This is a genomic window from Kribbella ginsengisoli (genome assembly GCF_039537185.1).
Taxonomy (GTDB): Bacteria; Actinomycetota; Actinomycetes; order Propionibacteriales; family Kribbellaceae; genus Kribbella; species Kribbella koreensis.
The window spans coordinates 223,304-245,954 of the sequence record NZ_BAABAA010000005.1 but is presented as its reverse complement, the minus strand read 5'-3'; the positions used below and the strand labels follow the sequence as shown (position 1 = coordinate 245,954).

Sequence of the window (22,651 nt, the reverse complement as noted above, 5' to 3'; positions counted from 1 at the left end):
GTCGGGGTCATGGGGTCATTTCCTCGGCCCTCCCAACGTACCCAGCCGGCAAAACCCCACTCAACGACGCGGAAGCAGCGCCGACTCACGCCCGCTGAGCAACAGCAGCAACCCGGCGATCGGCCCGCGTACCTCAGCCCCCGCACCCACCGACCACTCGATGTCAGAGGCAACCAATCTGAAGCCACTCAACCGCTTGCGGGCCTTGAACGGAAACGACTTGGCCCAGATCCGATCGGCCGCCACGACCGCCGCCTCGACCGGCATCTCATGCCGGCGCCCGAGCGGCAGCACGATGTCCTGGGTATGGATCAGCACATCGAGCAGCGGATCGACAACCGTCGTACCGAGCGGCCGCTGACGCGATCCGGCAAACCGCCGGTACTGCGCAACGATCTCCTCCCCCGAGTACTTCGCCCCCGCCCGCCGCGCCTCCTCGAACACGAATCGATTGAAGTCGCCCCGCGCCCGAACCATCCCGCCCATCACCGGCCGCACCCGGGCCTGCGGCGACGAGATCACATGCGCCGCGACGTCGCGGACCGTCCAGCCCGGACAGACCGACGGCGTCGACCACTCGGCCTCGGTCAGCCCGGCGAGCAGGTCGGCCAACGCCGCGCGCTCGGCATCGACGTACCGCCAGATCTCTTCGGTCTCCATCACGCACCCCAGTGGAACTAGTCAGCCTCTCTGACCAAATTAGACAGCCTCTCTGACCATCGGTCAAGATGGCCGGGTGCCGGACGACGACCCGAACCTCGGACTGCTGCTGTTCATCCCGTACCGCTGCCTGGAGAACCGCGTCTTCGCGCGACTGGCCGCGGCCGGCTTCGACATCACGCCCGCCCAAGCCCGAGTGTTCCAGCGAATCGGCGCGAACGGCACCCGGCTGACCGACCTCGCCGACCAGGCCCAGGTCACCAAGCAGACCGCCGGCTTCCTGGTCGACCAACTCGAGAAGGCGGGCTACGTCCGCCGCGTCCCCGATCCGAGCGACGCCCGCGCCCGCCTCGTCCAGATCACCGAGTACGGCGCCCGGACGATCCCCATCGCCGCCGCCGAGATCGCCGACATCGAGGCCGAGTGGACCGCCCACCTGGGCACCACCCAAGCCACCCAGCTCCGCCGTGCCCTGACCAAACTCCGTGAGGTCACCGATCCCTACGCCTGATCCAGCAGGACTCAGGCGCTGCCGCGAAGCTCCAGCCTGGTCTCGACGATGATCTGAGTCTCGGCAGGCTGCTCACCGCTCAACTGAGCCAGCAGTAGCCGGGTCATCTCGCGCCCCATCTCCTCGGTCGGCTGGAACACGGAGGTGAGCGGCGGGTCGGAGTGCCGGCCACCAGGCGAGCCGTCGAACCCGATCACGGCCACATCCTCCGGAATCCGCCGGCCGGCCGCCTTCAGCACCCGCATCGCCCCGAAGGCCATCGGGTCCGATGCCGCGAAAACAGCATCCAGCCCGGGCGCCCGGTCCAGCAGCGCCACCATCGCCTTCGCGCCGCTCTCCTCACTGAAGTCCCCGTACTCGACCAGGTCCTCGCCGATGACCTGGCGGAACCCCAGCAGTCGCGCTACCCCGGCGGACATGTCCTGCGGACCTGCGATGCACGCGACTCGTTTCCGGCCCTGATCCACCAGGTACTGCGCTGCCTGCCGCCCGCCGGTCGCGTTGTCGGCGTCAACGAAGGGAATGTCCCCGACCGGACGGTTGTCCGGCCCGGCCAGTGGCCGCCCGCACAGCACCAACGGCAGTCCGCCGGCCCGGACCTGGGCCGGCAGGGGATCGTCCGCGTGCTGCGAGAGCATCAGCACCCCGTCGACGTGCTCCCTGGTCAGGAAGCGGCCGGCCCGCTCGCGCTCGGTCGCGCTCTGCACCATCGACAACCACAACTGCAGCTGGGTCTGGGCCATCGCCGAACTGATCCCGCGGACGATGCCGGCGAAGTACGGCTCGGTGAAGAGCCGCTCGCCCGGTTCGGAGATCACCAGGGCCACGCAGTCGGTCCGCCGGGTGACCAGATTGCGAGCCGCCCGGTTCGGCACATAGCCCAGCTCGTCGATCGCCTTCAGCACGGCCGCGCGGGCCGCCGGGCTGACCTGGGAGGATCCGTTCACCACTCGCGAAGCGGTACCCCGCCCCACCCCCGCCCTTGCCGCGACGGTTTCGATGGTGGGACGGGGTTCGGTCATACCGCTAGCCTGCCTCGGATCAGATCGCCGTACCAATAAGCGCTGCTCTTCGGTGTCCGTGTCTGCGTCTCGTAGTCGACATGGACCAGGCCGAAACGCCGCGAGTACCCCCAGGACCACTCGAAGTTGTCGAACAGCGACCAGCAGAAGTAGCCGCGCAACGGGACTCCCGCGTCGATCGCCGCCCGACAGGCCCGCAGGTGGCCGTCCAGGTAGCCGATCCGGTCGGGATCACGGACCAGACCATCCGCATCCGGTACGTCCGCGAAGGCCGCGCCGTTCTCGGTGACGTACAGCGGCACCGGCGGATACTCCCGCGCGACCCGCTCGAGAACACCGGTGAGCCCCTCGGCATGGATCTCCCATCCCATCGCGGTGACCGGCAAGTCGCCCTTCACGAACCCCACGTCCTCGCTACCGGGCCAGGGCGACGCGCCGGCGCCGCCCCCTCCACCATGACCGTCGTCGCCGCCGGTCGGCTCGCCTGTCACCACATGCCGGGTGTAGTAGTTCACGCCCAGGACGTCGAGTGGGGTGGAGATGACGGCCAGGTCCCCGTCCCGTACGTGCGCGAAGTCGGTCACCGGCGCGAGATCCGCGATCACGTCCGCCGGATAGGACCCGCGCAGGACCGGGTCGAGGAAGAAGCGGTTCTGCAGTCCGTCGATCCGCCGGGCCGCGTCCAGGTCGATCGCCCGCTCACTGGCCGGTACGACCTCGTACAAGTTGATGGTCACGCCGACCTGATGCCCGGCGGACCGGAGCAGGCCGGCGGCCAGGCCGTGCCCGAGCATCAGGTGATGCCCGGCGCGAACAGCCGCAGCAGAATCCTCACGACCCGGTGCGTGCACGCCCGAGCCGTAGCCCAGGAAGGCCGAACACCAGGGTTCGTTCAGCGTCGTCCACTGCCGGACCCGATCGCCCAGTGCCGCGGCGATCGCGCCCGCGTAGTCCGCGAACCGCTCCGCCGTGTCCCGCTCGGGCCAGCCGCCTGCGTCCTCCAGCGGCTGCGGCAGATCCCAGTGGTACAGGGTCGGCCATGGCTCGATACCGGCGGCGAGCAGCTCGTCGACCAGCCGCGAGTAGAAGTCGACGCCCGCCTGGTTGAGTGCGCCGCGACCGCTCGACTGGACCCTCGGCCAGGCGATCGAGAAGCGGTAGGCCTGCAGGCCGAGGTCAGCCATCAAAGCGACGTCGTCGCGGTACCGGTGGTAGTGGTCGATCGCGACGTCGCCGGTCTCGCCGCCCAGCACCCGGCCGGGCGTGTGCGAGAAGGTGTCCCAGATCGAGGGACCACGCCCGTCGGCGGTCGCCGCGCCCTCCACCTGGTAGGCGGCGGTGGCGGCGCCGAACAGGAACCCGGTGGGGAACTCCAGTCCGGTACCGGCCTCGGTCTGGCTGTCAGTTGTCACGACTTGATCGAACCTTCCATGATGCCGCCGATGATCTGGCGGCCGAACAGGACGAAGACCGCGAACAGGGGCAGCGTAGCCAGCGCCGTCGCCGCGAAGACCTGCGCGTAGTCGGTGTAGTAGGCCGTCGCCAGCAGGCTGAGCGACAACTGGACGGTCGGGGTGTTCGCGTCGAGGACGGCGTACGGCCAGATGAACTCGTTCCAGGTCTGCATGAAGGTCAGCAGACCGAGTACGGCCGCGGCGGGCCGTAGTACGGGCAGCACGACGTTCCAGTAGATCCGGAAGGTCGAGCAGCCGTCCACCCGGGCGGCTTCCACCAACTCGTCGGAGATCGCCTCGGCGGCGTACTGACGCATCATGAAGACGCCGAAACCACTCACCAGGAACGGCACGATCACCGCCTGCAGGTGACCGTTCCAGCCGATCTTCACCATCAGCATGTAGAGCGGGATCAGGCCGAGCTGGACCGGCACCATCATCGTGCCCACGATCACCAGCAGCAGGCCGTTGCGGCCGCGGAACCGCAGTTTCGCGAACGCGAAGCCGGCCAGGGTGGAGAAGAAGACCACCGAGACGGTCACCACGCTGGAGACCACGACCGAGTTCACCAGGCCGTAGGCGAAGGCCGCGTGCTCGTTGGCGAACACCCGGCCGACGTTCGCGGCGAGCTCACCGCCGGGGAGCAGTGGCGGCGGTACGTCGTTGATCACGTCGTTGGACCGGGTGGCCACGACGGCCATCCAGTAGATCGGGAACAGCGACAACGCGCACGCGACGACCAGCGCCAGGTACGTCGCCGGGCTGGTGCGCCACAGCCGGGCCGAGGCGGCTTTCAGCGCGCTCACCGCGCGGCCCGCCGGACGATCAGCAGGTTGATCAGCGAGAACACCACGATCAGCCCGAACAGCGACCACGCGATGGCCGCGCCGTACCCGTACTGGAAGCGCTGGAACGCCGTCTCGTACATGTACATGGTGACCGTCTGGAACTGCCCGAGGGTGCCGCCGAGCATCCTGCCGTTGCCGAAGATCACCGGCTCGGTGAACAACTGCAGACCGCCGATCGTGGAGATGATGACGGTGAACACGAGCGTCGGGCGCAGCAACGGCACGGTGATCCGCCAGAACTGCTGCCGGGGCTTGGCCCCGTCCAGGGAGGCCGACTCGTACAGGTCCTTGGGGATCGCCTGCATCGCGCCGAGCAGGATCAGTGTGTTGTAGCCGGTCCAGCGCCAGTCGACCATCACGGCGATCGCGATCCAGCTGGACCACCAGTTGGCCTGCCAGTCCACCGCGTCCAGGCCGAACGCGGTGATGACGTAGTTGACCAGGCCGACGTCGCGGGCGAACAGCTGGCCGAAGACGATGCCGACCGCCGCCACCGAGGTGACGTTCGGGATCAGCACCCCCATCCGGAAGAAGGTGCGCGCGCGGATCTTGCGGTTCAGCAGATTGGCCACCGACAGCGCCATCAGCAGTTGCGGGACGGTCGCCAGCACGAAGATGCCGACCGTGTTCTTCAGCGCGTTCCAGAAGTCCGGATCCGAGAACAGCGCGGTGTAGTTGTCGAACCAGACGAAGGTGTGGTCACCGATCAGGTGCCAGTCGTGCAGCGAGACCCAGCCGGTGTAGACCAGCGGGAACGCCCCGAAGACACCGAACAGGACGAAGAACGGCGCAATGAAGACGTACGGCGCGAACTTCATGTCCGCGCGGGTCAGCCGGGAGCGCCAGGAAACCCGGCCGTCGGCGGCACGCGCTGCCGCCGACGACCGGATGACGCCGGAAGAGGTCACTTCGCCTCTTTGACAGCGCTCTTCAGCGCTTGCTGCCAAGCCTTGTCGGGGGTGAGCTTGCCCTGTTCGACCGCCTGCATGGCCGGCTCGAAGGCCCGCTCCTTGACGGCCTGGTGCTTCGGGCCGAGGACGACCGGCTTCAGCGACTTGGCGCCCTCACCGAAGATCTTGCCGACCGGCGCCTTGGAGAAGTAGTCGTTCGTCAGCGCCAGGAACGCGGGGTCGTCCAGCGCCTTGGGCGACGACGGCAGCGGGCCCGCCTCCTTGAAGGCGGCGACCTGACCCTCGGGGCTGGTCAGGAACTTGGCCAGTTCGTAGGCCTCCTTGGGGTGCTTGCTCTGGGTGGGCACGGCCAGCCACGAGCCGCCCCAGTTGCCGCCACCACCAGGCACCGCGGCCACGTCCCACTTGCCGGCGTTCGCGGCGCCGGAGTTGGTCTTGATGATCCCGAGCATCCACGACGGGCACATGGTGACCGCGAAGCTGCCGTTCTTGAAGCCCGCCTCCCAGTCCTTCGACCAGGTGGCGATCTTGGCGCTGACCCCCTCCGACACCATCTTCATCGAGGTGTCCCAGGCCTGCCGCACGACCGGGTTGGAGTCCGCGATCAACTTGTTGTCACGGTCGTAGAAGTTGGTGTCGCCGGCCTGCGACAACATCGCGCTGAAGCTGGTCGTGACCGAGTCGACGAAGCCCTTGGCACCGGTGTTGGCCGCGGTGAACTTCTTGCCGGTAGTGATGAATTCGTCCCAGGTCGGCCACAGCTTCGACACCGCCTCCCGGTCGGTCGGCAGCTTCGCCTTCGCGAACAGGTCCTTGCGGTAGCAGACCGCCAGACCACCGACGTCGGTACCGAGCCCGATCAGCGGCCCGTCGGCGCCGACCCTGCCCAGGCCCCACTTCCACGGCAGGAAGTTCGGCTGCAGGTCGGCCGCGCCCTGATCGAGCAGGTTGACGAAGTTCTGCGGCTGGGTCTTGAACTCGTTGAGAATGCCCTCCTCGAGCGCCACCACGTCCCCGGCCCCGGTCCCCGCCGCGAGGTACTGGGTGAGCTTGGGCTTGTAGTCGTCGAGCTTCTGCACACTGCGCAGCTCGACCTTCACGTTCGGGTGGTCGGTCTGGTACTGCGCGACCAGCGCCTTGTAGCCGAAATCCCCGAACGTGTCGACCACGAGATTGACCTGGCCGTCTGCTGCCGGCTTCGCGTCGTTCGTGTTCTTGCTGCATGCCCCGACCATGCCCATGGCCGTCACGGCAGCCACCGTGACCGCCAGGAACCGCTTCGTCTGGCTCATCGCCTGACCCCTCCTAGGTACTCAGGGCGCTCCATCTGGGAGCGCTCCCAAGAGCATCGAGGTGACGTAGGCCACTGTCAATAGCTCAATGGGAGCGTTCCCAAATCGAGTCCGAACTGTCGGTGGCCGATGATTGACTGTCCGGATGGCGCGCACGATGACTTCGACCGGACAGCCCGACGACCTGCTGGCAGCGGCCCGTGGCGAGCGGTGGTGGGTGCGCGGACGCCGGGTCGGCTCGGTCGGCCGCGCCGGGAAGTTCGTCGACGACGTCGGCTTCGCCCTGCTCTTCCCCGCCGCCAAACCGATCGGCCCGTCCCTGTGGGAGGCCGTCGCGGGCGAGGACGAGGAGCCCTTCGCCGGCGGCATGAACGACAACGAGCAGAAGGTCTGGAGCTGGAAGGACGAGCTCCCCCGCCGCGGCCTCGCCTGGTACGGCGCCTTCCTCGGCGGCCGAGGCTCCTTCCTCTCCCCCAGCCTGCTCGCCGCCCTCTACCCAGGCGAGGGCGAGCTGGACGACCACCAGCACCTGGAGCTCTCACCCGCGGCCCACGAGCTAGCCGAGGCCCTGGCCGCCGAACCACTCTCCAGCGCCACCCTCCGCGCCCTGCTCGGCGACAAGAACAAGTACCAACGCGCCGTCGGCGAGCTGCAGAAGAACCTGCTGGTCACCACCGCCGGCATCGAAGAACAAAGCAACGGCTGGCCCGCCGCCCTCCTCACCCTCACCTGCGAACAGTTCGATGTAGGCGGCCGCCAGGACCACCACGAAGCAGCCCGCCATTACCTCGACACCATGCTCGAAGCAGCCCCGGTCGACCTGGCTCGAGCCTTCCGCTGGCCAACCCCCAAAGCCCGAGCCCTACTCAACGACCTGGTCGACCAAGCCCAAGCAACGACAGACGGCCGCAGGTACCAACCACTCAGCTAGCTCACTTCTGCTCGGCGAGGTCGAAGACGTTGCCTTCGGGGTCGGCGAGGGTCACCCAGTGGGCGCCGTACTCGTCGAACTCGCCGACCCGCTTGGCGCCCAGGCCGACGATCCGGTCGATCTCCTCGGCCCAGCCGGTGGTGGACAAGTCGAGGTGCAGGCGGTTCTTGCCGGCCCGCTCCTCGGGCACCTGGATGAACATCAGCGCCGGGCCGTCGGCCTCCTTGTTCACGGTGGCGAAGAATTCGTTGCCCTCAGCATCGACTGAGGAGTTCAGCACGCCGGCCCAGAAGGCGGCCAGTTCGGCGGCGTTCTTGCAGTCGAAGACGACGTGTTCGAGAGTGATGGACATCCTGGTTCAGCCTTTCGGAGTGGGGATCCGCTGGATCGGCCAGCAGATCTCGGTACGGAAATCACTGGCCGCGGCACCGTCGCCGGGCCCGGTCAGGTACAGCTCACGGATCGGCCCGGGCGCCACCTCGCAGTACTCCGCGACATGGCTGCCGAGCGCGCCGTAGGTGCGGTCGAAGTCGGCGTACGGTCCGTCGTGCCGGGTGATCGCGAAGTAGCTCGCCGGCAGGTCGACCAGCGAGACCCGCTCGAGCGCCGGCTGATCGGGCGCGACCGGCAGGAACCCGACCACCTCACCGACGTCGTCAGTGAAGAACTCGTCCCCGTACGTCGCTCCCGCGGTCGCGTCGATCCCGTACCGGCCGGCGATCTCGCCCAGCAACCCAAAGGTCTCCGAGCACCAGTCGTCGATCGAGTCCCGGTCGACGCGGTCGGTCACCGCGTACGCCCGGAAGGCCGGCATGAACCGGTACTCGACCGTCAACTCACCAACCGGCAGCGTCAGCATCGACCGCAGTGACGCGACCACGTCCCGCGTCTGCGCCAACTCGCGCTCCATCTGATCCAGATGCAGCCGCAACGTCTGGTCGCGGGTCTGGACGTCGGGCGCCTCGACCACCGCCCGTACCTGAGCCAGCGGCATCTGCAGGTCGCGCAGCCGCCGGATCAGCTGGGCCACCGGGACCTGCGCCGTCTCGTACCGGCGGTAGCCCGACGACGGGTCGATCCGCGCCGGCGCCAGCAGGCCGATCTCGTGGTAGTGATGCAGGGTCTTCACGCTGAGATGCGTGAGCCTGGAGAACTCACCAATCGTCACTGACGCCGTCATGAGGCAACCCTCCACCCTCCGCCTACCGGAGAGTCAAGCACCCCAGAACGCAACTCGACCGCCACCGGGGGCGCGGTGGCGGTCGTGCTGCAGGTGTCCCCGTGCGGACACCGCGTTCGGTCTGGCCGGTGTCAGTGCCTACCGGCTAGGAGATGGTCCACTTCTGGTTCGCGGCTCCGGTACAGGACCAGATCTGCAATCGGGTCCCGTTGGCGGAGTTGTTGCCGGTGACGTCCAGGCACTTGTTCGCCTGGGGGTTCGTCAGGTCGTTGTTCGCGTAGTTCCATTGCTGGGCGCCGCTGCCGTTGCAGGTCCAGAGCTGTGTCTGCGCTCCGTTGGCGACCGAACCGCCCGACACGTCCAGGCACTTGCCGAGTGCACGGAGGGTGCCGTCACCAGGCCGGCTCCACTGCTGGGCAGCGCTGCCGTTGCAGTCGTACAGGTTGACCGGAGTACCGTCCGCGGTGTTCGCGCCGGCCACGTCGATGCACTTGCCGGCGAGGCCGGTGATCTGGCCGCCCGTACCGCCGCCACCCTGGGTGCCGGACCAGGTGAAGGTCGCCGAGGTCTTGGTCGGCAGGGTGTAGGTGAAGGACTGGCTGCCCCAGTTCACCCGGACCGACTGGTTGCCGCCGGTGGTGTTGAAGGCGATCAGCGACTTCGAGCCGTCGGGGTTCTTCCAGGCGACGTTCTTGACCGAGGCGTTCGCGGTCGAGTCGATCCGCAGCGCGCCCGGCTTCACGAACTTGGTCAGGTGACCCATCGTGTAGTACTCGACGGTCTTGGTGACCTGGCCGGCCTGGCCGTCGTTGCGGTGCACGGTCACCAGGCCGGTGCAGACGTTGCAGCCGGAGCCGACGAACGGCAGGTGGTTCTCGTCCAGCGCGATGCCCCACTTCACCCACGACTTGTCCCAGTTGCGGGTGTAGTCGATCAGGTTGTTCATGTCCTCGACCTGCTGGTTCGGGATCCAGGTACCACCCGAGTGCTCGGTCATGTAGGCGGGCACGTTCGGGTACTGGTTATGGATCTGGGTCTGCAGGTTCACGTCACCGCCGTACCCGTGCCAGGCGATACCGCCGAAGTTCGGGTCGTTGCGCAGCGTTGCGTCGGCCAGCGGTACCGAGCCGAGGTCGTTGTAGTTGCCCCAGTTGTAGTCGAGCACCATCACCTTGGTGGACAGCCCGGCCGCGTGCAGCGCCGGGAACAGGTGGTTCTTGGTGAACTCGAGCAGGCCCGAGCCGTTCCAGTTCATCGACGCGTAGCCGGTGCTGTCGCTGCCGCAGCAGGTCGGCTCGTTCTGCACCGTGACGTAGTCGATGTGGTTGCCCTGGGCCTCGTTCTGCTGGATGTACTTGACGAAGTACTGGGCGTACATCGGGTAGTACTCGGCCTTCAGCCAGCCGCGGTGGACGAAGTCGTTGTTGTCCTTCATCCAGGCCGGCGCGCTCCACGGCGAGCCCATCACCTTGAGGTTCGGGTTGAGCTGCTTGGCCTGCTTGGTCAGCGGCACCACGTCGGCCAGGTCGTGGTTGATGGTGAAGTCGTTCAGGTTGCAGCAGGTGTCGTCGTAGGAGTAGTTGAACCGGGCCAGGTCGGAGGCGCCCATCGGGTTGCGGACGAACGACAGGCCGATCCCGTTGACCGGGTCGAACAGGTCCTTCATCACCTGGTTGCGGGTCGCCGCCGAGATCGTGTTGCTGCTGTTCAGCAGCCACGCGGAGCTGTCGGCGAAGGACGCGCCGCCGCCCTCCCAGGACTGGTACGTCGTGTTCTCGTTGACCGTGATCGTCTGGTTGGCCGTGCCGCCGGCCGGGCCGAAGTTGACCGGCGTCTGCTGCTGCAGCCCCCGGGTCACGTTCTGGCCGGCCGAGTCGTTGGTGGTGGTCAGGTAGACGTTGACCTGCTCGCCGGCGGCGTGCGCGGGCTCTGGATTGCTGATGCCGATTCCGGTCGCGATCACGGACAGGGCCGCGAGCCCGGCGAGCGCCGGCAGCACACGCCGGCGACGACCGCCGAGACGGAGGGTCCAGTTCGGAGACATGGGCGGATCTCCCTTTTGCTCAAGGGCTTTCTCAGGGGTGGGTAGGACCCCGAGGTACCGGCGTCTGCCCGCGCCGCAACTGGTGGTCAGCTTGAGATAACCATCGGTGAATGACTGTGTCAACGTCACGGCCTCACTTTTTTCACGTCTTATATTTATGTGTGGTCTTGACCTGAGAGCGTTCTCACAGCAAGCTGCCACCCAGCGAAACCCTGTCTCGCGACAGTCCGCCCCACCGCCCCCCAACGGCCGGACGCCCCTCCGGCCGCGCGAGAAATGAGGCACGCATGAGGCTCACGCGTACCCGGTTCCGGTCAGCCGCCCTGCTCGCCGCAGGCGCCGCCCTGGTCGGCACCGCTCTGCTCCAATCCCCCGCGACAGCTGGTACCTCCGCAGTCGACTCGGCGGCTTCGCCGATGGCGGCGAACGCGGTCGGGCCGGTCATCTGGGAGGACAACTTCGACGGCCCGGCCGGCCAGGCCCCCGACTCCAGCAAGTGGCGCTACGACATCGGCGGCTCCGGCTGGGGCAACGACGAACGCCAGTACTACACCAACAGCACCCGCAACTCCGCCAAGGACGGCGCCGGCAACCTGGTGATCACGGCGCGCCAGGAGAACGGCGGCTTCCAGTGCCACTACGGCCCGTGCCAGTACACGTCGGCCCGGCTGCTCACCGCACAGACCTTCACCCAGACGTACGGGCGGTTCGAGGCACGGATCAAGATCCCCGGCACCCAAGCGGTCTGGCCCGCGTTCTGGATGCTCGGCGCCGAGGGCGGCGGCTGGCCGAACAACGGTGAGATCGACATCATGGAGAACATCGGCCGCGAGCCGAACACCGTGCACGGCACCATCCACGGCCCGGGCTACTCCGGCGCCGAGGGCATCGGAGCCGCGTACAACTCCCCCAACGGCCAGGCCTTCCGCGACGGCTTCCACACCTACACGGTCGACTGGGAGCCCGGCGCGATCACCTGGTACGTCGACGGCGTCCAGTACCAGCGCCGCACCCCGGCGGACCTCGGTGGCGACACCTGGGTCTTCAACCACCCGTTCTTCCTGATCATGAACGTCGCGGTCGGCGGCTACTGGCCGGGCTACCCCGACGGCAGCACGGTGATGCCGCAGACGATGACGATCGACTACGTCCGCGTCAACCAGCTCACCTCCGGTGGCGGCGGTACCGGCGGCGCGATCAAGGCGCTCGGCAAGTGCATGGACGTCGCCGCGGCCAACTCGGCCGACGGTACGCCGGTACAGCTCTACGACTGCAACGGCTCCGCCGCCCAGCAGTGGACCCGCCCCGGCGACGGCACCATCCGCGCCCTGGGCAAGTGCCTGGACGTAGCCGGCGGCGGCACCGCTGACGGCACCAAACTCCAGATAGCCACCTGCAGCGGCAATCCCGCCCAGCAGTTCACCTACACCGGCGCCCAAGACCTGGTGAACCCCCAGGCCAACAAGTGCGTAGACATCCCCTCAGCCAACACAGCCAACGGCAACCGCCTACAAATCTGGACCTGCAACGGCACCGCCGCCCAAAAGTGGACCCTCTAGCCAACCCCCACCCCAACCACGCCCATCTCGGGGGTTAACCCCCGAGATGGTGGGTTGCCCCACCAGAATCTGGTGGGGCAACCTTGCGTTTGGGGGGTTAACCCCTCAGATTGCGGTGGGTCTTGATGAGGGCGGTGTAGGTTTTGCCGCTGGTTTTCATGACTCGTTTGCCGGTGGGGTAGTCGACGTAGGCGAGGCCGAAGCGGGGGGCGTAGCCGTAGGCCCATTCGAAGTTGTCCATCAGGGACCAGGCGAAGTAGCCCGCGAGTGGGGCGCCTTGCTCGACGGCGCGGACGCAAGCGGCCAAGTGGCTGTCCAGGTAGGCGGTCCGGTCGGTGTCGTCGACGTTGAAGTCGGCGTCGGGCTGGTCGACCCAGGCCGAGCCGTTCTCGGTGATGTAGATCTTTTCGGCGCCGTACTCCTTGGCGAGGCGGAGGATCAGCTCCTCCAGACCCGCCGGGTGGACCTCCCAGTCGAGCATCGTGTGCGTGACGTTCGGACCCGGAACCTGGCTGAATCCCAGCACAGGAACGGATTCGTCCGCCTTCACGATCTGCCGGAAGTAGTAGTTCAGCCCGACGAAGTCCGTCGGCGCCGCGATGATCTCGGCATCACCGGGCCGCTCGGGCAGCTCGACGCCGTACACCTCGACCATGTCCGCCGGGAAGCCGCGACCGAACAGCGGGTCCAGCCACCAACGGTTGATGTGGCCGTCGGCAACCTGCGCCGCGCGGATGTCAGTGGCAGCGGTCGAAGCCGGCTCGATGCCGCTGAGGTTGACGACCAGCCCGACCTGCGGCGGCTTGGGCGCCGATTCGCGCAGCGCCGCGACGCCGAGCCCGTGCGCGAGCATCAGGTTGTACGACACCCGCACAGCGATCTCGTGATCCTTGATGCCAGGCGCCATCCGCCCTTCCCAGTGGCCGATCCAGGCCGAGCACAACGGCTCGTTCAGCGTCACCCAGTCAGTGACCCGGTCGCCGAGCCGCGCCCCGACGACGGCCGCGTACTCCGCGAACCGGTACGCCGTCTCGCGGTTCTCCCAGCCGCCGAGATCCTGCAGCGCCTGCGGCAGATCCCAGTGGTACAAGGTGACGAACGGTTTGATGCCATTGGCAAGCAAGTCGTCGACGACCCGCTCGTAGTAGGCGAGACCGGCCTCGTTGACCTCGCCGGAGCCGGTCGGGAAGATCCGCGGCCAGGCGATCGAGAACCGGTAGGCGTCGACACCGAGCTGCTTGATCAGCTCCAGATCCTCGGGCCAGCGGTTGTACGAATCACATGCGACGTCACCGGTATCACCGTTGTCGATCGCGCCGGGAACCCGGCAGAACGTGTCCCAGATCGACGGCAGCCGGCCATCGGCATCGATCGCACCTTCGATCTGGTACGCCGACGTTGCGGTACCCCAGACGAAGTCCTGCCGGAGCGGGGAGAGCTCGACCATCGGTGACCCCCAAGGGGTAGTAGGCGGGTTTTTTCAAAGCATAGTTGAAGTCCTGAACCCCGAATAGCGAACGAGGTTCCGGAAGCGTCCGAGCAGAAAGCCGGCGTCAGCGAACGCGCGCGGTGAGATTGCGTGGCGCACGCGAGGTGGTGCCGCCGTCGCGGAGCAACCGAAGAATCGGCAGCGTCGCGGCACCCATGGCGACCGCGTCACGACCGAGCTCGCACAGCTCGATGGAAACCTGCGCATAGGGCTGCCGCAACGCGTGCCGAGCAGTGGCCGCGCGCAACTCGGGGAGGTAGCGCTCGCCCAGCAACAGTCCGGACCAACCGCCGAGCACGATCCGCTCGGGGTTGAACAGGTTGACCAGGTTGGCGAAACCAGCGCCCAGGTAGCCGATCGTGTCCTCGACCACCTTCGCGGCGGCCTCGGACGAGTCGACCGAGTCGAGCAGCGCGATGAAGGCGGCTTCCTCGTCAGCCCCGAAGGAGACCTCGCTGCCGCCGGCCAGTCGATGCCGATCGAGCACGCCTTCCGCGCCGACGTACGCCTCGAGACAGCCGTCCGATCCACAGCGGCACCGGCGTCCGCCGTACATGATCGTGGTGTGGCCCCACTCGCCCGCGCTGCTGCGGGTGCCGCGATAGCTGGTGCCGCCCGTGACGAGCGCGGCGCCGACGCCGGATCCGACCAGCGCGACCACCGCATCGGTCGCACCCCGGCCGGCCCCGAACCACATCTCCGCCTGGCCGAGAGTGTTCGCGCCGTTGTCGACCTGGATCGGGATGTCGGTCTTGGCCGCGAGCAACGCACCCAGCGGAACCGCGTCCCACCCGAGCGTCTGCGCATGCACGACCGCGTCAGCCGGCCCCTCGACGACACCAGCCACAGCAACACCGAGGCCCAACACGCGATCCTCAGCGATCCCAGCCTGAGCCAGTACTTCGGACAGCCCGGCGAGCACGTACTTGACCACGAGCGCAGGGTCCGGCTTCGGCGTCTCGATCGGGTAGACCTTCGTCGCCAGCTGGTTCATCGCCAGGTCGAAGAGCTCGACCCTGACCCGCGTCTCGCCGACCTCCGCGCCGACGACGTACCCGAAGGCCGGGGCGACCCGGAGCAGCACGCGGGGCCGGCCACCGTCGGACTCGACCGAGCCGGCCTCCTCGACCACGCCCTCGTCGAGTAGCTCGCCGACCAGGTTGCTCACGCTCGCGGCGCTCAGCGACGTCTGGTGTCCCAGCTCGAACCGGCTCAGCGGTCCGTCGCGGTAGATGCTGGTGAGCAGCACGGAGCGGTTGGACCTGCGCATGTCGCGCACAGTGGTCCGGCGTCCATCCATCGTTGTGTGTTCCGCCCTCGGGGTCTGCGCCGGCCGGCGGCTGAAAATCGATCTTTCGGCCGACACTCCATCATGCACCAGCGCCGGTCCGGAAGGGCCTGGAGACGCTGTGCTCGATGCCTCCCTCACCGCACCACCCCGGTCCGCGGTCAAGACAACGAAGGACTTCTTACAAATCGTGAACTTAGTCGTGATTCGTTATCGCACCGTGATTGACGTGAGCTGACTCACTCGGCTTCACTCTACGGAACCGCTTCCGAAACCGGTTCCGAACATTCCGGACACGTCGCGGCAACATGAACCCCAACCGCCCGAGGGGAGCTGAAGTGTCGATCACCATCGCCGATGTCGCCGCCCGTGCAGGCGTCAGCAAGACCACCGTCTCCCGTGTCCTCAACGGCAAGGGCGAGCTCGACATGCGCACCGCCGAGCGGGTCCGCCAAGTGATCGCGGAGCTCGGTTACGTGCCGAGCGCCCGCGCCGTCGGGCTGGCCCGCGGCCGGACCCGGATCGTCGGCATGCTGGTCCCTTCGCTCACCTGGCCCTGGATGGGCGAGGTGCTGCAGGGCGCCGTGGACGTGGTCGAGTCCGAGGGCTACGGCCTGCTGCTGTTCACCTGTAACCGGGGTGAGGAATCCATGCAGCAGTTCGCCTCCCAGGTCTCGGCCCAGTCCTTCGACGGCCTGCTGGTGATCGAGCCGGAAGGCACGCTCGCCTACATCGAACAACTGCACTCCCGCGGCTTGCCCGTCGTCCTGATCGACGACCGGGCCAAGCAGCCCGTCTTCCCGTCCGTCGCCACCACCAACCGCGCCGGTGGCGCGGCCGCGGCCCAGCACCTGCTGGAGCTCGGCCGGCACCAGCCCTTGGTGATCACCGGCGTGGACTGGTTCGGCTGTACCCAGGAACGCCTGGACGGTTTCCGCGACACCTACGCGGCGGCCGGGATCGAGCTCGACCCGAGACTCGTCTTCGAAGGCGACTTCACCCATGACTGCGGCCGCAAGGGCGTCCAGCAGGCCCTCGACGCCGGACTGAAGTTCGATGCGATCTTCGCGCACAACGACCTGTCCGCCGGCGGCGCCATCCAGGCCGTCCGGGAGACCGGGCGGAACGTGCCGAACGACGTGTCGGTGGTCGGTTTCGACGACATCCCCTACGCCCAGCACACCGAACCGCCGCTGACCACGGTGCATCAGCCGATGCGCCAGATGGGTCAGGCGGCGGCCCGGATGCTGATGGGCTACTTCGGCGGCAGTCCGATGCCGGAAGAGCCCCAAGTGCTGCCGACGACCCTCATCGTCCGCAGTTCAACCGCCCCCGTGACCGCCCGCCACACCGTGAACCGCTAGTCACCAGACTCCGGCGGCGGAGTGGCTGCCCCCGCTCCGCCGCCGGTGAAAAGCATCCGTCACCGATCAGCACCGATACCGATCTGTTAGCGCCGCCGATATTCCCATGAGAGCGCTTTCACGGCACGATGCGAAGGCCCCCCAGGCACCACCCGACAGTCATCCCACTGTCATCCGCCAACCAGTTGGACGAAACACAGGAGGAACGATGCGAGCTCGACGCTCAGTCGCGCTAGCCCTCACGGGCGTGCTCGCGGCAGCCCTGATGGCTGCCTGCAGTAACGGGGACGACAGCAAGAACACCGCCGGCACGGGCGGCAGCACCACCACCGTGCTCAACGTGGGAATGCCGAACGGCCCGCAGACCGAGAACCACAACCCGTTCCTCGGCTCGTCGGCCGGTGCGTCGCTGGGTTACCGCTGGATGATCTTCGAGCCGCTGGTGATGATCAACGGCATCAAGCCCGCCGAGCCGGGCAAGCCGTGGCTGGCCACCGAGTGGAAGTGGGACGCCAACTTCACCAAGCTCTCGCTGACCATCCGCGACGGGGTCAAGTTCTCCGACGGTACGCCGATGACCGCCGACGACGTCGCCTACTCGTTCCAGCTCCGCAAGGACAACGAGGGCCTGAACACCGACGCGATCCCCTACGGGACGATCACCGCGTCGGGCAACAAGGTGGACCTGACCTTCACCCGGTCGCAGTTCACCAACCAGAACAAGGTCCTGACCGTGTTCGTGGTGTCGAAGAAGCAGTGGTCGGCGATCACCGACCCGACCAAGGACATCCTGAAGAACCCGATCGGCACCGGCCCGTACACGGTCAAGTCGTTCACCCCGCAGACCACCACGCTGACGGTCCGCGACTCGTACTGGCAGGACCTGCCGAAGATCAAGGAACTGCGCTACACCTCGTACAACGACAACAACGCGCAGACCACCGCGCTGGCCAACGGCGCCTCGGAGTGGAGCTTCGTCTTCGTCCCGAACGTGAAGGCGGTCTACCAGTCGAAGGACGAGAAGAACCACAAGCTGTTCTTCCCGGCCAACCTGGGCATCCACGGACTGTGGATCAACACCACCCGCAAGCCGTTCGACGACCCGGCGCTGCGCCGGGCGATGGACAAGGTGATCAACCGCGACGACATCTTCCAGCAGGGCGAGGCCGGGTACTTCTACCCGAAGGTCGAGTCCGTCACCGGCATCCCGACGCCGGCTGGTGAGTCGTTCATCGCCCCGGAGTACAAGGACAAGAAGCACGTCGTCGACGTCGACGGCGCGAAGGCCGACCTGGCCGCCGCCGGCTACAAGCTCGAGGGCGACGTGCTGAAGGACAAGACCGGCAAGCCGGTCACGATCACGCTGACCGACCCGGCCGGCTGGTCCGACTACATCACCGACCTCGAGATCATCAAGGACAACCTGTCCACGATCGGCATCAAGGCGACCGTCGACAAGGCCAACCAGGACGCCTGGTTCAAGAAGATCGACGAGGGTGACTTCGACGCCGCGATGCACTGGACCAACGGTGGCGCGACGCCGTTCGACATCTACCAGAACATCATGGACGGCAAGATCCTCAAGCCGATCGGCAAGGGCGGCGTGAGCGGCAACTACGGCCGGTTCAACTCGCCGGAGGCCACCAAGGCGCTCGACGAGTACGCGAACGCCGCCGACGAGGCAGCTCGCACCACCGCGCTGAACACGCTGCAGAAGATCATGGTCGAGCAGATGCCGATCATCCCGACCTCGGCGTCCAACGTCGGCGGTCTGTACAGCACCAAGAACTGGTCCGGCTGGCCGAGCGACGCCGACCCGTACGCACCGGGTCAGCCGACCCAGCAGAACGCGCTCGAGATCGTCCTGAAGCTGAAGCCCTCCGGAGCCTAAGCACAAGACCGCGGCCGGATCCCACCACCTGGGGATCCGGCCGCGGTGCCACGATCGAGCTAGGAGCATCGACAAGTCATGACGGCGACCGAGACAGAACCGGTGACCACGGGCGACGTGGTCCTCGAGGCCGACGGCCTCACCAAACACTTCCCCGTCCGCCGGGGGTTGCGCGACCTGTTCACCAAGGAGCGCAAGGCAGTGCACGCGGTGGACGACATCCAGCTGACGCTTCGCCGGGGGCGGGTCACCGCACTCGTCGGCGAATCCGGCTCGGGCAAGTCGACCGTGGCCCGGCTGATGGCCCAGTTGTACGGCCGTACCGCCGGCGACATCCGGCTGCACGGCGAGACGATCACCGTCAAGGGCGGCCGCGGTTTCCGCGCGTACTGCCGCCAGGTACAGATGATCTTCCAGGACCCGTTCGCCTCGCTGAACCCGGTCCACACCGTGCGGTACCACCTGACCCGCGCGCTGAAGATCCACGGCCGGGCGGGCAAGGGCTCCGCCGAGCTCGAGCAGAACCTGAACGCGCTGCTGCTGCGGGTCCAGCTGACCCCGCCGGAGCGCTACCTGGACAAGTTCCCGCACGAACTGTCCGGCGGCCAGCGCCAGCGGGTGTCGATCGCCCGCGCGCTCGGCGCCAACCCCGAGGTGCTGCTCGCCGACGAGCCGGTCTCGATGCTCGACGTCTCCATCCGCCTCGGCGTACTGAACCTCCTGCGTGACCTGAAGGAACGCCTCAACCTGGCGATCCTCTACATCACCCACGACATCGCCTCGGCCCGGTACTTCGCCGACGAGACCCTGGTGATGTACGCCGGCCGGATGGTCGAGGGCGGCGACTCCGAGACCCTCACCCAGAACCCGGCGCACCCGTACACCCGGCTGCTGATCGAGAGCGCGCCCGACCCCGACCGGCTCGACCGGGTTGGGGACGCGAAGGACGCTCCCGAGGACACCGCGGGTGGTGAGCCGCCGAGCCTGATCGCTCCGCCGACGGGCTGCCGGTTCCACCCGCGCTGCATCCACGCGATGCCGAAGTGCTCCACCGAGCTGCCGCCGCGGTTCGAGCTGCCGATCGTCTCCGGCGAGGGCGAACACTGGGCCGCGTGCTGGCTCTACGAGGAAGGGGCCGCGAAGTGAAGTTCCTTCTGCAGCGGATCGCGTTCTACCTGTTCACCGCCTGGGCAGCCGTCACCATCAACTTCTTCATCCCCCGGCTGATCCCGGGCGACCCGGTCCAGTCGCTGATCAACAAGCAGCAGGGCAACATCAGCACCGAGGCGGTCCACTCCCTCTACGTGCTGTTCGGGCTGGACAAGAACGCCAGCATGCTTTCGCAGTACAAGGACTACTGGATCCAGATCTTCCACGGTGACCTCGGGACGTCGTTCACCTTCTTCCCGGCGCCGGTGTCGCAGATCCTGACCCAGTCGCTGCCGTGGACCATCCTGCTGGTCGGCATCACCACCATCGTCAGCTTCGCGCTCGGTACCGGGCTCGGTGTGCTGGCCGGCTGGCGGCGCGGCTCCTGGATGGACGGGCTGTTGCCGGTGACGACGTTCATCTCGTCGATCCCGTACTTCTGGCTCGGTCTGCTGGCGATCACCCTGCTGGCCGGCGCAGGCAGCTTCTTCCCGTCGTCCGGCGGCTACGAGCCCGGCCTGGTGCCGTCCTGGAACGGCGAGTTCATCGGCAGCGCGATCCAGCACAGCCTGCTGCCGGCGCTGACCATCCTGATCTCCTCGGTCAGCGGCTGGATCCTCAGCATGCGCAACATGATGGTCACCGTCGCGTCGGAGGACTACATCACCGTCGCGCACGCCAAGGGCCTGTCCGAGCGGCGGGTGATGGTCAGCTACGCCGCCCGCAACGCGCTGCTGCCGAACGTGTCCGGCTTCGCGCTCTCGCTCGGCTTCATCGTCGGTGGCACGCTGCTGGTGGAGATCGTCTTCTCCTATCCCGGTATCGGCTACAACCTGTTCCAGGCCGTCGGTTCCAAGGACTATCCGCTGCTGCAGGGCATCTTCTTGATCATCACGCTCTCGGTGCTGGTCGCCAACCTGCTCGCGGACGTCGCGTACCTGCTGCTCGATCCCCGCACCCGCAAGGAGGGCTGACCGATGTCCGCACCAGCCAGCACCATCACGGCGGTCACCCCCGGCGGACCGGCCGCGGCGACCGCCCCGGCCAAGCGTCAGCGGCTGCGGTTCGTCGCCAACGGCAAGGCCGCGACCGGACTGGTCACGCTCGCCTTCTTCTGCCTGATCGCGATCATCGGGCCGTGGATCGCGCCGTTCGATCCGTCCAAGCGCAGCAGCGACATCCTCCAGAGCCCCTCCGGCAAGCACTGGTTCGGGACCACGCACCTCGGCCAGGACATCTTCAGCCAGATCCTGGTCGGCACCCGCGGCGTCATGTTCGTCGGCCTGCTGGCCGGCATCATCGCGACGGCGCTGTCGGTCCTGATCGGGGTCAGCTCCGGCTTCCTCGGTGGCGCCGCGGACGAGACCCTGTCCGCGCTCTCGAACGTCTTCCTGGTCATCCCGGCCCTGCCACTGATCATCATCGTCGCCTCGACCATCCCCGGCGCGGGCGACCTGATGGTTGCCTTGGTCATCGGTCTGACGTCGTGGGCCTGGGGAGCGCGAGTACTCCGTGCGCAGACCCTCTCCCTGCGACGGCGTGACTACGTCGAGGCGGCCCGGGCCACCGGTGAGAGCACCTGGCGGATCATCACGGTCGAGATCCTGCCGAACCTGACCGCGATCATCGCGTCGGGCTTCGTCGGTACCGTGATCTTCGCCGTCATGTCCGAGATCACCCTGGCCTTCATCGGCATCTCGACCATCTCCGAGTGGAACTGGGGCACCATCCTGTTCTGGGCGCAGAGCCAGCAGGCCCTGGCCCAGGGCGCGTGGTGGTGGTTCGTCCCGGCCGGTCTCGCGATCGCGATCCTCGGTACGGCGCTGTCGCTGATCAACTTCGGCATCGACGAGTTCGTCAGCCCGCGGTTGCGCAGCAGCGGCCACACCAAGGTGAAGACCGCCGACGGCCACACGGTCAAGATGCGCGTCGGGTTCACCCCGGTCCTGTCCCAGAACGGCAAGAAGGACCCGGTCACGCCCGTGGTGCGGAAGGCCACTGACGAAGCGAAGGGCGCCGCATGAAGCCGCCAGTGCTCGAAATCAAGAACTTCAACGTCGACTACGGTCTGGGCGACCAGGCCGTCCAGGCGGTCCGCGACGTCACGCTGACCCTGCACCGCGGTGAGGTGCTCGGGCTGGCCGGCGAGAGCGGCAGTGGCAAGTCGACGCTCGCGTACGGCGTCACCCGGCTGCTCCCGCCGCCCGGCGTGATCAGCGGCGGCTCGGTCATCTACCACCCGCCGGGCGGCGAGCCGTACGACGTGATGGCACTCAGCAACTCCGAACTGCGCGCGTTCCGCTGGGCCGAGACGTCGATCGTGTTCCAGGGCGCGATGAACTCGCTCAACCCGGTGCACAAGGTCTCCACCCAGATGCTCGACGTGATCCGCGCGCACGAGCCGCAGCTCACCCAGGAGGCACGGGTCGCTCGGGCCAAGGAGATGCTCAAGCTGGTCGGCATCTCGGCGGATCGGATGGACGCCTACCCGCACCAGCTGTCCGGCGGTATGCGGCAGCGGGTGATGATCGGGATGGCGCTGGTGCTCGAGCCCCAGGTCGTCATCATGGACGAGCCGACCACGGCCCTCGACGTGGTCATGCAGCGGCAGATCCTCGCCCAGTTGGTCGAACTGCGCGAGCGGCTCGACTTCTCGGTGCTGTTCATCACCCACGACCTGTCGCTGCTGGTCGAGTTCTCCGACCGGATCGCGATCATGTACGGCGGCCGCATCGTCGAGCAGGCGAAGTCGGCCGACCTCTACAAGGACTCCCTGCACCCGTACAGCGAAGGACTGCTCAAGTCCTTCCCGGCGCTGCGCGGTCCGCGCAAGGAGCTGGCCGGGATCCCCGGATCCCCGCCCGACCTGCGCGGGATGCCGACCGGTTGCGCGTTCCACCCGCGGTGCCCGCACGCGTTCGACCGCTGCTCGACGGAGATCCCCGTCCTCGGCGTACCCGAGGCCAGGAACGACCCGAACCGCGAGGTGGCCTGCTGGCTGCCGGGTCGCGTTCCGGTCGGCTGATCTCTCACCTCTACCTTTCGAAGGGAGCCAGTA

General features: G+C 67.4%; 20 protein-coding genes. 9 read left to right on the top strand and 11 right to left on the bottom strand.

Annotated elements, in window-relative coordinates:
- Positions 1-60: 60 nt before the first annotated feature.
- The gene (locus ABD768_RS19890; RefSeq protein WP_344842648.1) at positions 61-660 is read right to left on the bottom strand and encodes a maleylpyruvate isomerase family mycothiol-dependent enzyme; all 600 of its coding nucleotides are present in this window, start codon (positions 658-660) and stop codon (positions 61-63) included.
- A 76-nt stretch (positions 661-736) separates the two neighbouring features.
- On the opposite strand from ABD768_RS19890, the gene ABD768_RS19885 reads away from it, so the two are divergent.
- A complete protein-coding gene (locus ABD768_RS19885) occupies positions 737-1,171 on the top strand; it encodes a MarR family winged helix-turn-helix transcriptional regulator (protein ID WP_344842645.1) in 435 nt (144 codons plus the stop codon).
- A gap of 11 nt (positions 1,172-1,182) precedes the next feature.
- Here ABD768_RS19885 and ABD768_RS19880 read toward each other — a convergent pair whose 3' ends face one another.
- From ABD768_RS19880 to ABD768_RS19860, 5 genes are read right to left on the bottom strand one after another with little or no spacing between them, the layout of a single operon-like run.
- Positions 1,183-2,193: a LacI family DNA-binding transcriptional regulator gene (locus tag ABD768_RS19880; protein ID WP_343964500.1), complete on the bottom strand. Its 1,011-nt coding sequence runs from the start codon at positions 2,191-2,193 to the stop codon at positions 1,183-1,185.
- The gene (locus ABD768_RS19875; RefSeq protein WP_344842642.1) at positions 2,190-3,605 is read right to left on the bottom strand and encodes a glycoside hydrolase family 1 protein; all 1,416 of its coding nucleotides are present in this window, start codon (positions 3,603-3,605) and stop codon (positions 2,190-2,192) included. The genes ABD768_RS19880 and ABD768_RS19875 overlap by 4 nt, the downstream gene beginning before the upstream one ends.
- Complete coding sequence (locus ABD768_RS19870) at positions 3,602-4,453, bottom strand: carbohydrate ABC transporter permease (protein WP_344842639.1); 852 nt, start codon at positions 4,451-4,453, stop codon at positions 3,602-3,604. Before ABD768_RS19870 ends, ABD768_RS19875 begins: the two co-directional genes overlap by 4 nt.
- Positions 4,450-5,403 carry a carbohydrate ABC transporter permease gene (locus tag ABD768_RS19865; RefSeq protein ID WP_343964494.1) on the bottom strand — a complete coding sequence of 318 codons (954 nt, stop codon included), beginning with the start codon at positions 5,401-5,403 and terminating at the stop codon, positions 4,450-4,452. The genes ABD768_RS19870 and ABD768_RS19865 overlap by 4 nt, the downstream gene beginning before the upstream one ends.
- On the bottom strand, positions 5,400-6,698 hold the full coding sequence (locus ABD768_RS19860; RefSeq protein WP_344842636.1) for an ABC transporter substrate-binding protein: 1,299 nt from the start codon (positions 6,696-6,698) through the stop codon (positions 5,400-5,402). The genes ABD768_RS19865 and ABD768_RS19860 overlap by 4 nt, the downstream gene beginning before the upstream one ends.
- 157 nt (positions 6,699-6,855) lie before the next feature.
- Here ABD768_RS19860 and ABD768_RS19855 point away from each other — a divergent pair, with 157 nt between their 5' ends.
- A complete protein-coding gene (locus ABD768_RS19855; RefSeq protein WP_344842633.1) occupies positions 6,856-7,629 on the top strand; it encodes an AlkZ-related protein in 774 nt (257 codons plus the stop codon).
- 1 nt (position 7,630) lies between these two features.
- Here the strand turns inward: ABD768_RS19855 and ABD768_RS19850 are convergent, their stop codons facing one another.
- The 3 genes from ABD768_RS19850 to ABD768_RS19840 form a co-directional block, all read right to left on the bottom strand.
- Positions 7,631-7,981 carry a VOC family protein gene (locus ABD768_RS19850; RefSeq protein WP_344842630.1) on the bottom strand — a complete coding sequence of 117 codons (351 nt, stop codon included), beginning with the start codon at positions 7,979-7,981 and terminating at the stop codon, positions 7,631-7,633.
- 6 nt (positions 7,982-7,987) lie between these two features.
- Positions 7,988-8,809 (bottom strand): MerR family transcriptional regulator, encoded by an 822-nt coding sequence (locus ABD768_RS19845; RefSeq protein WP_344842628.1) that lies wholly within the window; start codon positions 8,807-8,809, stop codon positions 7,988-7,990.
- 145 nt (positions 8,810-8,954) lie between these two features.
- On the bottom strand, positions 8,955-10,853 hold the full coding sequence (locus ABD768_RS19840; protein WP_343964484.1) for a ricin-type beta-trefoil lectin domain protein: 1,899 nt from the start codon (positions 10,851-10,853) through the stop codon (positions 8,955-8,957).
- A 287-nt stretch (positions 10,854-11,140) separates the two neighbouring features.
- Here ABD768_RS19840 and ABD768_RS19835 point away from each other — a divergent pair, with 287 nt between their 5' ends.
- The gene (locus ABD768_RS19835; protein ID WP_344842625.1) at positions 11,141-12,412 is read left to right on the top strand and encodes a ricin-type beta-trefoil lectin domain protein; all 1,272 of its coding nucleotides are present in this window, start codon (positions 11,141-11,143) and stop codon (positions 12,410-12,412) included.
- Positions 12,413-12,509: 97 nt separating this feature from the next.
- Here ABD768_RS19835 and ABD768_RS19830 read toward each other — a convergent pair whose 3' ends face one another.
- Entirely contained in the window at positions 12,510-13,859 is a 1,350-nt protein-coding gene (locus ABD768_RS19830; RefSeq protein ID WP_344842623.1) for a GH1 family beta-glucosidase, read from the bottom strand.
- A gap of 106 nt (positions 13,860-13,965) precedes the next feature.
- Entirely contained in the window at positions 13,966-15,171 is a 1,206-nt protein-coding gene (locus ABD768_RS19825) for an ROK family protein (RefSeq protein WP_344842620.1), read from the bottom strand.
- A 356-nt stretch (positions 15,172-15,527) separates the two neighbouring features.
- Here ABD768_RS19825 and ABD768_RS19820 point away from each other — a divergent pair, with 356 nt between their 5' ends.
- The 6 genes from ABD768_RS19820 to ABD768_RS19795 all read left to right on the top strand — a co-directional run bounded on the left by ABD768_RS19820 (position 15,528) and on the right by ABD768_RS19795 (position 22,618).
- Positions 15,528-16,553: a LacI family DNA-binding transcriptional regulator gene (locus ABD768_RS19820; protein ID WP_343964476.1), complete on the top strand. Its 1,026-nt coding sequence runs from the start codon at positions 15,528-15,530 to the stop codon at positions 16,551-16,553.
- Between the two features lie 208 nt (positions 16,554-16,761).
- Positions 16,762-18,444, top strand: coding sequence for an ABC transporter substrate-binding protein (locus ABD768_RS19815; RefSeq protein WP_344842616.1), 1,683 nt, complete (start codon positions 16,762-16,764; stop codon positions 18,442-18,444).
- Between the two features lie 78 nt (positions 18,445-18,522).
- Entirely contained in the window at positions 18,523-19,590 is a 1,068-nt protein-coding gene (locus ABD768_RS19810) for an ABC transporter ATP-binding protein (RefSeq protein ID WP_343964472.1), read from the top strand.
- Positions 19,587-20,567 (top strand): ABC transporter permease, encoded by a 981-nt coding sequence (locus ABD768_RS19805; RefSeq protein WP_343964470.1) that lies wholly within the window; start codon positions 19,587-19,589, stop codon positions 20,565-20,567. Before ABD768_RS19810 ends, ABD768_RS19805 begins: the two co-directional genes overlap by 4 nt.
- A 3-nt stretch (positions 20,568-20,570) precedes the next feature.
- Positions 20,571-21,617 carry an ABC transporter permease gene (locus tag ABD768_RS19800; RefSeq protein ID WP_343964468.1) on the top strand — a complete coding sequence of 349 codons (1,047 nt, stop codon included), beginning with the start codon at positions 20,571-20,573 and terminating at the stop codon, positions 21,615-21,617.
- On the top strand, positions 21,614-22,618 hold the full coding sequence (locus ABD768_RS19795; protein WP_343964466.1) for an ABC transporter ATP-binding protein: 1,005 nt from the start codon (positions 21,614-21,616) through the stop codon (positions 22,616-22,618). Before ABD768_RS19800 ends, ABD768_RS19795 begins: the two co-directional genes overlap by 4 nt.
- The last annotated feature ends 33 nt before the right edge of the window (positions 22,619-22,651 follow it).